The sequence below is a fragment of the Curtobacterium sp. PhB128 genome (genome assembly GCF_004340725.1).
Classification (GTDB): Bacteria; Actinomycetota; Actinomycetes; order Actinomycetales; family Microbacteriaceae; genus Curtobacterium.
Genome location: NZ_SLUR01000001.1, coordinates 538,734 through 552,117 on the forward strand (window position 1 = coordinate 538,734; position 13,384 = coordinate 552,117).

At 71.5% G+C, this 13,384-nt stretch carries 16 protein-coding genes; 4 read left to right on the forward strand and 12 right to left on the reverse strand.

Annotated features, from left to right (window positions below):
- Positions 1–2: 2 nt before the first annotated feature.
- From EDF23_RS02435 to EDF23_RS02490, 12 genes are all read right to left on the reverse strand, one after another.
- Complete coding sequence (locus EDF23_RS02435; protein ID WP_131920245.1) at positions 3–935, reverse strand: hypothetical protein; 933 nt, start codon at positions 933–935, stop codon at positions 3–5.
- Positions 910–2,964 carry a flagellar biosynthesis protein FlhA gene (locus EDF23_RS02440; RefSeq protein ID WP_123938084.1) on the reverse strand — a complete coding sequence of 685 codons (2,055 nt, stop codon included), beginning with the start codon at positions 2,962–2,964 and terminating at the stop codon, positions 910–912. The genes EDF23_RS02435 and EDF23_RS02440 overlap by 26 nt, the downstream gene beginning before the upstream one ends.
- A complete protein-coding gene (locus EDF23_RS02445) occupies positions 2,961–4,154 on the reverse strand; it encodes an EscU/YscU/HrcU family type III secretion system export apparatus switch protein (RefSeq protein ID WP_131920247.1) in 1,194 nt (397 codons plus the stop codon). The genes EDF23_RS02440 and EDF23_RS02445 overlap by 4 nt, the downstream gene beginning before the upstream one ends.
- A 6-nt stretch (positions 4,155–4,160) precedes the next feature.
- The gene (locus EDF23_RS02450) at positions 4,161–4,919 is read right to left on the reverse strand and encodes a flagellar biosynthetic protein FliR (protein ID WP_123292760.1); all 759 of its coding nucleotides are present in this window, start codon (positions 4,917–4,919) and stop codon (positions 4,161–4,163) included.
- On the reverse strand, positions 4,919–5,194 hold the full coding sequence (gene fliQ, locus EDF23_RS02455) for a flagellar biosynthesis protein FliQ (protein ID WP_111084131.1): 276 nt from the start codon (positions 5,192–5,194) through the stop codon (positions 4,919–4,921). The genes EDF23_RS02450 and fliQ overlap by 1 nt, the downstream gene beginning before the upstream one ends.
- 9 nt (positions 5,195–5,203) lie before the next feature.
- Positions 5,204–5,950 carry a flagellar type III secretion system pore protein FliP gene (gene fliP, locus EDF23_RS02460; protein ID WP_228505755.1) on the reverse strand — a complete coding sequence of 249 codons (747 nt, stop codon included), beginning with the start codon at positions 5,948–5,950 and terminating at the stop codon, positions 5,204–5,206.
- A gap of 68 nt (positions 5,951–6,018) precedes the next feature.
- Positions 6,019–6,546 (reverse strand): flagellar biosynthetic protein FliO, encoded by a 528-nt coding sequence (locus EDF23_RS02465; protein ID WP_131920248.1) that lies wholly within the window; start codon positions 6,544–6,546, stop codon positions 6,019–6,021.
- A 7-nt stretch (positions 6,547–6,553) separates the two neighbouring features.
- Entirely contained in the window at positions 6,554–7,258 is a 705-nt protein-coding gene (fliN, locus tag EDF23_RS02470) for a flagellar motor switch protein FliN (protein ID WP_123292757.1), read from the reverse strand.
- Positions 7,258–8,136, reverse strand: coding sequence for a flagellar motor switch protein FliM (locus EDF23_RS02475; RefSeq protein WP_131920250.1), 879 nt, complete (start codon positions 8,134–8,136; stop codon positions 7,258–7,260). The genes fliN and EDF23_RS02475 overlap by 1 nt, the downstream gene beginning before the upstream one ends.
- Positions 8,137–8,223: 87 nt before the next feature.
- Positions 8,224–9,153, reverse strand: a complete 930-nt coding sequence (locus EDF23_RS02480; RefSeq protein ID WP_131920252.1) for a flagellar motor protein MotB — start codon at positions 9,151–9,153, stop codon at positions 8,224–8,226.
- Positions 9,154–9,155: 2 nt separating this feature from the next.
- Positions 9,156–9,980: a MotA/TolQ/ExbB proton channel family protein gene (locus tag EDF23_RS02485; RefSeq protein WP_123339575.1), complete on the reverse strand. Its 825-nt coding sequence runs from the start codon at positions 9,978–9,980 to the stop codon at positions 9,156–9,158.
- Between the two features lies 1 nt (position 9,981).
- Complete coding sequence (locus tag EDF23_RS02490; protein WP_123938088.1) at positions 9,982–10,263, reverse strand: flagellar FlbD family protein; 282 nt, start codon at positions 10,261–10,263, stop codon at positions 9,982–9,984.
- A 239-nt stretch (positions 10,264–10,502) separates the two neighbouring features.
- Between EDF23_RS02490 and EDF23_RS02495 the strand changes: the two genes are divergently transcribed.
- From EDF23_RS02495 to EDF23_RS02510, 4 genes are all read left to right on the forward strand, one after another.
- On the forward strand, positions 10,503–11,342 hold the full coding sequence (locus EDF23_RS02495) for a DUF4397 domain-containing protein (protein ID WP_131920254.1): 840 nt from the start codon (positions 10,503–10,505) through the stop codon (positions 11,340–11,342).
- Between the two features lie 50 nt (positions 11,343–11,392).
- The gene (locus tag EDF23_RS02500; RefSeq protein ID WP_131920256.1) at positions 11,393–11,992 is read left to right on the forward strand and encodes a class F sortase; all 600 of its coding nucleotides are present in this window, start codon (positions 11,393–11,395) and stop codon (positions 11,990–11,992) included.
- A 68-nt stretch (positions 11,993–12,060) separates the two neighbouring features.
- The gene (locus EDF23_RS02505) at positions 12,061–12,606 is read left to right on the forward strand and encodes a sigma-70 family RNA polymerase sigma factor (RefSeq protein ID WP_131920257.1); all 546 of its coding nucleotides are present in this window, start codon (positions 12,061–12,063) and stop codon (positions 12,604–12,606) included.
- Positions 12,603–13,352, forward strand: coding sequence for an anti-sigma factor (locus tag EDF23_RS02510; protein ID WP_131879979.1), 750 nt, complete (start codon positions 12,603–12,605; stop codon positions 13,350–13,352). The genes EDF23_RS02505 and EDF23_RS02510 overlap by 4 nt, the downstream gene beginning before the upstream one ends.
- Positions 13,353–13,384 lie beyond the last annotated feature (32 nt).

Below are 13,384 nucleotides of genomic sequence, written 5' to 3' on the forward strand. Positions count from 1 at the left end.
GCTCAGCCTAGCGACAGGACGGGGACCCCCAGCAGGTCGACGGACTCCGGCGTGGCGGTCTCCCCCGCGCCGATCGCGACGACACCGGCCACCGGCAGCCGTGCGGCCACCGCGGACACCATGGCCGCGGTGTCCTCGGGCTTCCGTCCGACGTCGACGACGACCCAGACCTGGTCGGCCTCGATCCCTTCGCCGGTCGCGCGGTCGTCCCACGCGGCGACGGCGAGCACCGCGTGGCCGTCGCGCACGCCGTCGGCGCGGGCGAGGATGGCGGACCGCCGGTCGGCGGCGTCCGTCGGCCGCAGCGCGTGCCGGACGGCGAACAGCCCGGCCGCGGCGTCGACGTCGTTCGCCCGGCCGACCAACAGGACCAGGTCACCGTCAGCAGACCGCACTGCCGGGACAGCAGACCGCACGGCAGGCGCCGTGGACCGGGCCGCGCGCCGGCCGGGCGCGACGTCGGCGACGGTGGCCGGGCCTCCTGGCAGAGTGTCGGTGACGGCCTGGAGGCGCGGGTCGACGTCCGCAGGCCCGTCCGCTCCGGGCAGTGCGCGCGTCGGGCGCGGGGCGCTCCCCGTGATCCCGTCCGCCACGAAGCCGTCGAGCACCGACGCGAACGCGTCGGCACGCGTGGCCTGGGTGCCGTCACCGCGCGCGATGCGGGCCTCGGCCGCGTCGGCGTCGGCGAGCAGCGCCGCGATGCCGATCCGCTGGACGGGTGAGTCGGCGATCACGACGCGTGCGGTCGGGGTCTCCCCCGGTTCCGGCACCTCGACGGTGGCCTCGACGTGGGCCTTGCGGAACAGCCCGCCGATGCCCGGCGTGGTGACCCGCTCGGCGGCGACGATCCTCGCGCCCGCGCCGAACTCGGTCCGGACGGCGTCGCGGACCTCGTCGAGCGTTGCGCCGTTACGCTGCAATCGGGTCGGCGGCACGGACCACTCCCACGGTCTCGATGGTGGAGCCCGCGGCGGTGGCCTCCTGGTACGACAGCACCGGGAGCCCGTTCGACTGGGCGGCGACCATGCGGTGCACGGCCGGGCGGAGCTGCGGGGCGCAGACCAGGACGGCGGACAGGCCCTGGTCCTCGATGCTGCGCACGGCATCGCGGACGGAGCCCAGGACCTGCTCGATGCGGTGGGCGTCGAGGACGATCTGGCTGCCCTGTTCGGATGGTCGCAGGCCCTCGAGCATCGACTGCTCGAGCAGCGGGTCGATCATGATGACGCGCAGGGTGCCCTGGTCGGTGTACCGGGCGGCGAGGGCGGGGCCGAGTGCGGCGCGGGCGGCCTCGACCAGCCCCTCGGGGTCGGTGGAGGCCTTGGCGCGCAGGGTCAGCGCCTCGCAGATCCGGCCGAGGTCGTTGATCGGCACGCGTTCGGCGAGCAGGCCCTGCAGCACGCGCTGGAGTTCGGCCATCGAGAGCATGCCCGGCACGAGTTCCTCGACCGCGGCGGGGTTGACCTGCTTGACGCCCTCGGTCAGGACCTTGACGTCCTCGCGGGTGAGCAGGCGGGCGGCGTTGTCGCCGATGACGGCCTGCAGGTGCGTGACGAGCACGGACACCCGGTCGATCACGGTGGCGCCGGTCATCTCGGCGGCGTGCCGGAGTTCGGCGGGCACCCACTTGCCGGTCAGGCCGAACACCGGCTCGACCGTCGAGGTGCCCGGCAGGCCGTCCAGGTGGTCGCCGAGCGCCAGGACGCTGCGGGCCGGGGCGGTGCCGCGGCCGGCCTCGACGCCGGCGATCCGGATGGCGTAGGTCGACGGCGGCAGGTCGATGCTGTCGCGGGTGCGGACCGGCGGCACGACGATGCCCATGTCGACGGCGATCTTGCGACGGAGGGCACGGACCCGGCCGAGCAGGTCGTCGGAGGCGCCGGACACCATGTCGACAAGGTCGGGCGCCAGCAGGATCTCGAGGGCGTGCACGCGCATCTGCTCGATGAGGTCCTCGGGGGTGTCGCCGGAGGGCGCGGCGGCCTCGAGGGCCTGCTGCTCGGCGGCGGCCGACTCGGCGTTCGCGGCGTTCCGGCCGATGCGCCACGCGGTGAACAGCAGGGTCGCACCGACGAGCAGGAAGGGCAGGATCGGCATGCCGGGGATGAACCCCATCGCGATCGCGGCGACGCCGGCGATCATCAGGGCGTTGCGCGACTGCGACAGCTGGGTGGCGGCCGAGGCCCCCATCTCGGACTCCGCGCCGGAGCGCGTGACGATCATGCCGGTGGAGACCGCCATGAGCAGGGCCGGGATCTGCGTGACGAGGCCGTCGCCGATCGTCAGGATGCCGTACTTCGACAGGGCGTCGGTGGCGGAGAGCCCGTTCTGCAGCATGCCGATCGCGATGCCGCCGACCAGGTTGATGATGATGATCAGGATGCCGGCGATCGCGTCGCCCTTGACGAACTTCGAGGCGCCGTCCATCGCGCCGTAGAAGTCGGCCTCGGCGGAGACCGCGGCGCGGCGGTCCTTCGCCTGCTGGTCGGTGATGAGCCCGGCGTTCAGGTCGGCGTCGATCGCCATCTGCTTGCCGGGCATGGCGTCGAGGGTGAACCGTGCCCCGACCTCGGCGACGCGCTCGGCACCCTTCGTCACGACGACGAACTGGATGACGATGAGGATCAGGAAGATCACCGCGCCGATGATGATCGACCCGGACACGGCGACGTGGCCGAACGCCTGGATGACGTCGCCGGCGAAGCCCTCGCCGAGCACGAGCCGGGTCGACGCCACGTTCAAGCCGAGGCGGAACAGTGTCGCGACGAGCAGCAGCGACGGGAACACCGAGAAGTCGAGCGGCTTCTTCACGAACAGCGTCGTGAGCAGGATCACCAGCGCCAGCAGGATGTTGATGATGATCAGGAAGTCGAGCAGGAACGACGGCACCGGCAGGATCAGCAGCAGGATGATGCCGACGATGAACACCGGGACGACGAGCTTCGGCAGGTCCTTGCGGTTCATGCGGGGAGTCCTTCGGTCGGGGTCTCGGCGATGCGCGGTGCGCGGAGTTTGCGGGGGCGGAGGTCACCGGTCAGCGTGGCCGGGTCGATGACGCTCGCCACCTCGTCGGGCGTGGTCGGCCTCGGCGGTGCGTGGGTGCCGGCAGCGGCGCCGCGGGCCTTCAGAGCCATCACGAACGACAGCACCCGGGCGACCGGCGTGTACAGGTCGACGGGGATCTCGTGCCCGAGCTCGCACGCGGCGTGCAGCGCTCGGGTGAGCGGGACGTCGCGCACGATCGGCACACGGTCCTCCTCCGCCCGGGCACGGATGACGTCGGCGACGGGCCCGGCGCCCTTCGCGACCACCCGGGGCGCGGCCTTGCCCGGCTCGTACTTGAGCGCGACGGCGTAGTGGGTCGGGTTCGTCATGACGACGTCCGCGGTGCCGACCGCCTGGATCATCCGGTTGCGGCTCATCGCGAGCTGGCGGGAGCGGCGCTGACCCTTGACGAGCGGGTCGCCGTCGCTCTTCTTCTGCTCGTCCTTGACCTCGCGCTTGGTCATCATGGTGCGCTTGCGGTTGCGGCGGATGACCACGAGCACGTCGATCGCGGCGAGGACGAGCCCGGCGGCGATCGCGGCGCGGAGCAGGGTGCCCGCGCCGTCCGCTGCGGCCTCGAGCACGGCGGACAACGGCAGCGAGCCGCTGGTCATGAGCACGGGCATCAGGCCCTGCACGGCGAACCAGAGCACGAGGCCGACGACGGTGGTCTTCAGCAGCGCCTTCGCCCCGTTCCAGAGCGCCTGGACGCCGAACACGCGCTTGAGGCCCGCGATGGGGTCGAAGTGCGACGCCTCGGGCGCGAGCTTGCGGATGTGCACCCCGCCCTGCGCGACGGCAGCCGCGGTGACGGCGACGAGCACCACCGCGAGCATCGGGCCGAGGGTCGCGCCGACGCTGGCCATCGCGTCGCCGAACAGGTGGTTCATGGTGCCGATCGTCGGGTTCGCGATGACGGACTGCACGGCGACGAGCTGTGCCGTACCGGCGGCCGCCGCGTTGCCGATCATCGACGGCACCATGAGGGCGACGACGGCGATGCCGATCCACGCACCGAGGTCCTGGGACCGGCCGAGCTGGCCCTTCCGGTGGACCTCCTGCATGCGCTTCTGGGTGGCCTTCTCGGACTTCTCACCACTGTCGGACACGGCGCCTCACCCCCGTCCCGTGATCGCCTGGACGGCGTCGCCGGTCAGCGACGACACCACCGAGGGCAGGGCCATGAAGAGCGCTCCGGCGAACAGGACGGTCAGCCCGATCTTGATCGGGAACCCCATCTGGAACGCGTTGAGGGCCGGTGCGACACGGGTGAGCAGGCCGAGGCCGACGTCCGCCAGGAACAGCACGACCACCAGGGGGCCGGCGATCTGCAGCGTCGCCAGGAACATCTGCGACATCGCCGCCACGAGCAGGTGGGCCAGACCGTCGACCGCGAAGCTGCCGGTGAGCGGCACGGCATCGAAGGAGCGCACGAGCCCACCGACGATGAGCTGGTACCCGCCCGAGGTGAACAGGAGCGCGAGCGCCGCCATCTGGAACAGCCGGGTGAACTGGGCGCCGTTGACCTGCGACTGCGGGTCGAACGCCTGCGCGAGCGTGAACCCGCCGAACAGGTCGATGAGCGCACCGGCGGACTGCACCGCGGCGAACACCAGGAACACCAGGAAGCCGAGCGACAGCCCGACGACGAGCTGGGTGAGCAGCGCGAGCAGGAAGGGCCCGGTGTCGAGCGACTCGTAGCCGACGGCGACGCGCGGGGCGACGCCGATCGCCAGGCCGAGCCCGAGGATCACCTTCACGGTGCCGGGGAACGCCCGGTACGAGAACGGCGGCGCGATGATGAAGAACGCGACGAGCCGGACGCCGGCGAGCATGGTCGCCTCCAGACGGTCGGCGTTGATCGCGAGCTCCATCAGCCGCTGCCGAGGAGCTTCGGGATCATGTCGAAGGCGACGTGCGTGAACGCCACCATCTCCGAGATCATCCAGTTGCCGCAGACGACCAGGGCGATCGCGACGGCGACCGCCTTCGGCACGAACGAGAGCGTGACCTCCTGGATCTGGGTCACGGACTGGAACAGCGAGATCGCGAACCCGACGACGAGCGACGTGACGAGCACCGGAGCGGCGAGCTTGCCCGCGACCAGGAGCGCCTGGAGGACCAGGTCGATGACGGCCTGCTGGTTCATGCCCGCCCCCTAGACAACGTGGTAGCTCTCGATGAGCGACGTGATGATGAGGCCCCAGCCGTCGACCAGGACGAAGAGCAGGATCTTGAAGGGCAGCGAGATCATGACCGGCGGGAGCATCATCATGCCCATCGACATGAGTGCCGCCGAGACGACGAGGTCGATCACCAGGAACGGGATGAAGATGACGAACCCGATGATGAACGCGCTGCGGAGCTCCGAGATGATGAACGCCGGGATGACGGTCGTCATCGGCACGTCGGCCATCGACTTCGGGTTGTCGAGCCCTGCGGCGCGGGTGATCAGGGCGACGTCCTCGTCACGGGTCTGGTGCAGCATGAAGGTCCGCAAGGGTTTCGTGCCGATCTCGACGGCCTGGTTGAAGTCGAGGTGGCCGGCAAGGTAGGGCTGCAGGGCGTCGTCGTTGATGTGCCCGAGCACCGGCGCCATCACGAACAGCGACAGGAACAGCGCCAGGCCCGCGATCACCTGGTTCGGCGGGATCGACTGCAGTCCGAGCGCGTTCCGGGTCATCGCGAGGACGACGAAGATCTTCGTGAACGACGTCATCATGAGCATGAGCGCCGGGGCGACGCTGAGCAGCGTGATGCCGATGAGCGTCACGACGGCCGACGACGGGGTGCCGTCCGGGCCGTTCACGCTGACGCTGAAGTCGCCGTTCGCGGGAGCGGTCGGCGTCGCGGGGGCGGTGGGTTCGACGACGCCGGCGGCGTGGGCACCGGTCGCGGTGAGCATGAGGAAACCGGCGACGACCGCCAGCCCGAGCAGGACGAGTGCGGCGGTGCGTCCGGTGCGGACCGCGGTCACCCCGCGCGCCGGTTCCGCAGGGCGGCGGCCGCCTGCCGCCAGGTGTCGACCGACAGGATCGAGCCCTGCAGCTGCTGCGCGGTCGGCACCGTGGTGCGCTGCGGACGACGGTTGCGCGGGCGCATCGGCAGCGGCGTCGCCGCGTCGGCCGGGAGGCTCTCGGTTGCGTCCGTCTGCAGTGTCAGTTCCTGACCGAACGCGTCGGTCGACGGGGCGGGACGCACGGGCAGCTGCACGGGTCCGGTCACGATGGTGAGCTCAGGAGCGGGCGCCTGCCCGCTCGTCAAGAGGCTGACACCCTGCTCGGAGACCCCGAGCACCAGACGCTCCCCCTCGACGTCCACCACCACGACGCTCGCCTTGCCGCCGAGGCCCTGGCGACCGACGACCTCAACGGTCGCCGCACGGCGCCCGGAGGTCTTGCCCGCGAAGCGCTTCTTGCTGGCACGGTGCAGCACCCACATGAGGGCGAGCACGACGCCGAGCGACAGCGCGACGCGGAGCGTGATGAGGAGGGTGTCCACGCGGGGCTCAGAGGGATTCGGCGACGTCGAGGATGCGGGTGATCCGGACGGCGTAGTCCTGGTCGACGACGACGACCTCGCCGTGCGCGATGAGGCGACCGTTCAGCAGGACGTCGGCGGGCGCACCGGCGCTGCGGTCGAGTTCGACGACCGCGCCGGGCTCCATGCCGAGCACGTCGCGGACCGACATGCGGGTGCGACCGATCTCCACGGTCAGGGTCATCTCGACGTTGTTGATGCGGCCGAGGTTGCCGGCGGGCACCCCGACGGGCGCGGCGGCGGAGACCGTGCCGTGCTCGCGCACCCGGATGCCGAACCAGCCGCTCGGGACACCACCGGCGGTCAGCTCGAACACCACCGTGTCGGGGTCGGCCAGCAGCGCCGCCGCCGACTCGCGGCTCGCCTCACCGAGGACCCCCACGCCAAGCACGGACGCGGCGGCCTCGAGCGACGGACGCAGCACGTCGGTGACGGCCACGATCCCGTGGTCGGTGCCGCCGGCCGCGATCACGGCCTCGAGGTCGGTGAGCACGAGGGCCAGATCGGCCGACAGGCCGCCGACGAACGACGCGACCACGGCGTCGGTCGCCGCTTCGAGCACGACCGGGGTCGCGCCTCCCGGCAGCAGCAGCGCACCCAGCGGGACGGCCGTCGGGAGCTGCGCCGCGAGCGACTCGGCCGCGGTGGTCTGGAGGGTGGTCGTTTCGGTCATCAGTGCTGCTCCGTGCTCGTGGTGGTGACGACGATGCCGGCGAGGCGCGAGCCGTTCGCGCCGACCGCGGCGGTGCCGACGGGTTCACCGTCGACCGCGATGGTGAGGGGGCGGTGCTGCGGGTGCGGCAGCGGCAGGACGTCGCCGACGGCGAGCCGGAGCACCTGCGTGGGCAGGACGGTCGCCGGGGCGAAGCGCAGGCTGACGCCGACGGGGACGCCCGCGAGCTGCGCGTCGAGCAGGGCCTGGGCGTCGGCGGGCGACACGTGCGCGGCGGCCTCGCCGAGCTGCGGCAGCACGGCCTCGGCCGGCAGCGCGAGCGTGCCGGGGGCGACGCGGTCGCCGACGCGGATCGAGAACGCCGCGACGATCATCAGGTCGCCCTTCTGGGCGGCCTGGGCGAACTGCGAGTTGAACTGGAAGCCACCAGCCGTGACGTCGTGCGCGAGCAACCCGCCGAACGAGTAGCGGAGGTCGTCGAGGGCGTCCTCGACGATCTTGCGCACGAGGGCCTGCTCGATGGGCGTGAAGGTGCGCTCCGGGGTCGGCAGCGGCTTCGACGCGCCGAGGGCGTGCGAGACCCAGGTCAGCGCGGCGTCGAGCGGGACCTGCAGGACGCCCTTCGGGGCGATGTCCGCGATCGGCAGCAGCACCATGCCGGTGAGCGCGGGCAGCGAGGCGGCGTACTCGTCGTACGTCACCATCTGCACCTGCTCGCAGGTGACCTGGCTGACGGCACGCACCTTCGCGGTGAGCTGCGTGCCCCACTGCCGCGCGAAGGTCTCGAACGCGAGCTCGAGGACCCGGGCGTGCTCGCGGGCGAGCGTCGACGGGCGCGCGAAGTCGTACACCTCGGGCGCTGGCAGGGTCTCGGTCACGGGTGCGTCTATCGGTCGCCTGTGCGACACCCGTCAGTGCTGTACCCCGTACTGGGGATGCGGGTCTCCAGCCCCGTCGATCGTGCGTCAGCCCTGGCGTGCTCCGTCCTGCGCCTTCGCCAGTGCCGGCATCAGCGCGCTGACGTCCTGGTCGGCGTTGGAAAGGACCACGATGTCGACCCGTCGGTTCAGGGCGAGGTCCTGGTCGGTGCCGCCCTTCGCGAGCGGCCGGCTCGACCCGAAGCCGACGCTCTGCACGTGGTCGCCCGGCATCCCGCCACGCTCGACGAGGTCGCGCAGCACCCCCGTCGCCCGAGCGGCGCTGAGCTCCCAGTTGGTGGCGTACGGTGCCGTCGAGTTCCGCTGGTCGGCGTGCCCCTCGACGCTGACGTCGTGGTGGCTCGTCTGCAGGACCGGGGCGATCGCGTCCATGATCGACTTCGCCTGGTCGGACAGGTCCGCGCTGTTCGTGCCGAAGTAGGTCTCACTGCCGACGAGGCGGACGATCAGGCCACGGGCGTCGACGGTGAACTGCACGTTCGCGGTCTGCCCCGCCTTCGCGAGGTTCTGCTTGATCGCCTGCTCGATCGCCGTGAGGTCGTCGAGCTCCTTCTGGGCGTCGGCGAGGTCCTGCTTCGTCGCGGTCACCGGCACGACGGTCGACGCGGGGTCGACGTTGGTGTCCTTCGTGCCGGACGACGCCGTCGAGTGGTCGGCCTGCGACTTGTCAGTCGAGTACCCGGAGCCGTCCTCGACCTGGTCCTTCGTCACCACCGTGCCGCTGGCGGTGTCGACCTTCTGCGACTTCACCTCGCCGAAGCCGGTCGCCAGGGAGTTCTTCAGGGCGATGTACTTCTCCTGGTCGACCGTCGACATGGCGAACAGCACCAGGAACATGCACATCAGCACCGTGATCATGTCCATGTACGAGGCCATCCAGCGCTCGTCGGGGTGCTCGGCGTCGTCGTGGCCCTTCTTCGCACGACCGCGGCCGCGCCCTCGGGGGTTGGCGCTCATCGTCAGGCCGCCAGTTGCTGGTCGTCGGCGTCGGCGTCTTGCTTGTTCTTGCCGGCCTTGCTCTTCGAGGTGTCGGTGCGCGCGGCCGGCGGCACCATCGCCTTGAGGCGCTCACCGAGTAGGCGGGGCTGGCTGCCGGCCTGGACCGCGAGCAGCCCTTCCATCAGGAGCGTCTGGCGGTCCGACTCGAGCTGTGCGAGCTTCCGGAGCTTGCCGCCGATCGGCAGCCACATGAAGTTCGCGGTGAGCAGGCCCCACAGGGTCGCGACGAACGCACTCGCGATGAGCGGGCCGAGCTCGTCGGGCTTGCCGAGGTTCGCGAGCACGTGGGTCAGGGACACCACGGTGCCGATGATGCCGACCGTCGGGGCGAAGCCGCCGAGACCCATGAAGAACGCACTCGCACTGCGCGTGGGGGCCGCGTTCGACTCGATCTCGTCCTCGAGCAGGATCCGCAGCTCGTCGCCGTCGGTGCCGTCCGCGATGTTCTGCAGCGCCTTCTTCATGAACGGGTCGTCGTGCTTGTCGGCCTCCTGCTCGAGGGCGAGCAGACCGTTCGACCGAGCCGTCTCCGCCAGGCCCACGACGTCGTCGATGACCGACTGCGGCGGCGTGACCTTGCCGGTGAACGCCTTCGGGACGGCCTTGAAGCTCGCGATGGCGTCCTTCAGCGTGGTGCTCGCGATGCCGCAGCCGATGGTGGCACCGAACACGAGCAGCATCGGCGCGGGCAGGAACAGCCCGGCGAGCTCGACGTGCTCCATCTCGACCATGCCGAACAGGGCACCGAAGGCGAGCAGGATCCCGATGATCGTCGCGATGTCCACGTCAGCGTCCCCCGTCCTGCGTGCGGAGGGGTGCGACCGCCGCGAGCGTCGGCTGGGGGCCGGTGGCGTTCCGCGTGTTCGGCAGGTCGGTGCCGTACGCCATGCCGACGATGCGGGCGCGGTACGCGGCGATCAGGTCGATGACGTCGGCCATGGACTCGCGGACGATGTACTTCGCCCCGTCGACCATGATGAGCGTCGTGTCCGGCGTCTCGTGGATGCGCTCCACGAGGTCGGGGTTGACAGCGAATGCGCTGCCGTTGAGTCGTGTGACGACGATCATGGCCCGTCCTGGTTCTCGATCGTCCCGCCGCCGTCCGTGGGGCGGGATGCTGCCCGTCCGTGGGCCTGCACGGAGGTCTATCGGCGGGTGGGGCCGGGGCGTTAGCAGCGGTCTGGCGGCGGCTCGGCTGATCCGCACGGATCCGGTGCATCCGATCGGGGTCCACGGCAGGTAGTGGGGGTACGACGTCGATGACGACGCCGTCCGCTCCGGCCCGGACCGGCCCGAAGGAGAACGCCATGCGCAAGACACTCGTCACCGGCCTGAGCGCCGGTGTGCTGTTCGCGGCCGCCGCGGTCGTACTGCCCGCGACCGCCGCGACCGCCGCCACCGGTGAGGCGACACTCTCGGTCCTCCACGCCGTCGCGGACGTCACCGTGGACGTGTACCTCGACGGGAAGCGGGCGATCGACGACTTCACTCCCGGCACCCTCGCCGGTCCGATGATGGTGCCGGCAGGTGCACACCAACTCGCCATCACCGCCTCGGACGCCGCCGACGCGTCGAAGCCGATCATCGGACCGGCGGACGTCTCGTTCGACGCGGGCGGCAACTACACCGCGGTCGCACACGACGCGGCGGACGGATCACCGACCGCCACGGTGTTCACCAACGACACCTCCGCCGTGCCCGCCGGCCAGGGGCGTCTCGTCGTCCGGCACGTCGCGGCCGCACCCGCGGTCGACGTCCTCGCCGGCGGGAAGGCCGTCGTCACGAACCTGTCGAACCCGGACGAGCAGGCACTGGAACTGGCGGCCGGCACGGTCTCGGCGACCGTCGCCGCGACCGGGACGACCGACCCCGTGATCGGCCCGGCAGACGTCGCGGTCACGGCCGGCGCCGACACCATCGTGTACGCGTGGGGCAGCCTGGACGACTCGAACCTCGCGCTCGCCACGCAGACGATCTCGGACCTCGGTGGCACGCCGAACGGTGTCCCCGCCGGCAACGCGGGTCTGGTGGCCACGAACGGTCAGGACTCCCTGCCGCTCGTCGGTGGTGCAGCAGCGGCCCTGGCCGCAGCCGCCGCGATCGGTGCCGTGCTGCTCCGTCGACGCACCGCAGCGGCCCGCCGCTGAACGTGCGGTTCCCAGTGCGGTCCGTCACGGTGACGGCCATCGTCGTCGCCGTGGCGGTCGCATCCCTGACCGGGTGCTCGTCGGCCGGATTCGCCCCCGACGGGCAGCCGCCCGCCCTGCCGACGAGCACCCCCACTCCGGTCCCGACGGCGTTCTCGACCGCGGTGCCGCAGCAGGCAGCCACCATCCCCCCGGTCCGGCGCGCACCGGCTCCGACCGGCATCGTCGTCGACCACGACGGCATCAGCGCCCCCGTCCAGCCCGAGGGCGTCGACGGCAGCGGGGCGATGGGCCTCCCGCCCGACCCCGCGACCGCCGGGTGGTACCGGTTCGGCCCAGCGCCGTCGTCACCGGAGGGCACCGTCGTGATCGCCGCCCACGTCGACGCCGTCGGGTACGGTATCGGACCCTTCGCCCGGCTCCGGGACGTCCCCCGCGGGACGACGGTCACCCTCACCGACGCTGCCGGTGCCGACACCCGGTGGCGGATCGACTCCGTCAGCACGCTCGAGAAGCAGGGCCTCCCCTGGGGAGACGTGTTCCGCGACGACGGACCGCGCCGACTCGTCCTGGTCACGTGCGGCGGCCGGTTCGACACGAGCACCGGACACTACGAGAGCAACCTCGTCGTCACCGCGGCACCGATCTGACCGAGGCGACCGACGGCCGCTTACGATCAGGTCGTGGTCGACGACGACCGCACCAGCGACAGGAAGACGTGACGACCATCCTCTCGGACGACGGCGAACTCTCCGACGCGTTCAGCGCCGGGGGCGAGCACGCCCTGCGCGCCGTCTACGAACGCTGGTCGTCGCTCGTGTACTCCTTGGCCCTGCGGGCGCTGTCGGACCCGGCAGCCGCGGAGGACGTCACGCAGCAGGTCTTCGTGAAGGCCTGGCAGCGGAGCGCCAGCTACGACCCTGCCAGGGGTCCGCTCGGCGCCTGGCTGGTCGGCATCACCCGCAACTGCATCGTCGACGCCCTGAACGATCGCCGTCGGCACGCCAGCGCAGCCGACCCCGAAGTCGTCGAAGCGACGACGCCCGCACCGGAACCGGCGTTCGACCTGGCGGAGCGCGCACTGGTCGCGGGCGAGCTCGACCGACTCGACGAGACACCGAGACGAGTTATGCGACTGGCGTTCTACGACGACCTCAGCCATCGTGAGATCGCCGAACGGCTCGACCTGCCGCTGGGCACCGTGAAGAGCCACATCCACCGGAGTCTGGCTCGGCTCCGAACACGTCTGGAGGTGATCGAATGAAGCACGTCGACGACGAGACCCTGGCGATGCTCGCGGTCTCCGACCAGGTGGCTGAGGACGACGTCGCCGAACACCTGGCGTCCTGCGCCCGGTGCCGCGACGAGGTCGCCGTGCTGCAGCGGGTCGCCGCCGTCACGCGGGCGTCCGACGACCTCGAGCTCATCGCGCCACCGGACCACGTGTGGGACCGGATCGCGGCCGAGATCGCGCAGACGCCGCAGCAGGTGACCGCCCCCGTCGACCCGCGGTCCCACGTCGTGTCCCGTCGACCCCGGTCGGCCACGCGTCTTCGTCGTCTCGTGACGGTCCTGATCGCGGGTGCCGGCGTCCTCGCGGTCGTCCTGGGCATCGGCGTGGCGACCGGCGTCGTCCCCGGGTTGCCCCGTGGGGGCACCGAGACCGTCCTCGCGAACACCGAACTCGCGGCGCTCCCCGGCTGGTCCGGCACGTCCGGTACCGCCGAACTCGAACGCGACCGGGACGGGCGGGTGACGCTCGTGGTCGACCTGCACGGTGAACGCGGTCGATCCGGTACCGGTCCGCTCCGCGAGGTCTGGATGATGCGGTCCGACCTCGCCGGCCTGGTGAGCGTCGGCTACCTGGACGGCGACCGCGGCACCTTCACCGTGCCCGCCGACCTGGACACCGCGCGGTTCCCCGTGGTCGACGTCTCCGCCGAAGCGGACGACGGCGACCCGGCGCACTCCGGCGACTCGATCGTGCGCGGGACGCTGACCGATCCCTGAGCGTCTTCGTCCCCCGAATTCTCAGCTGTGAT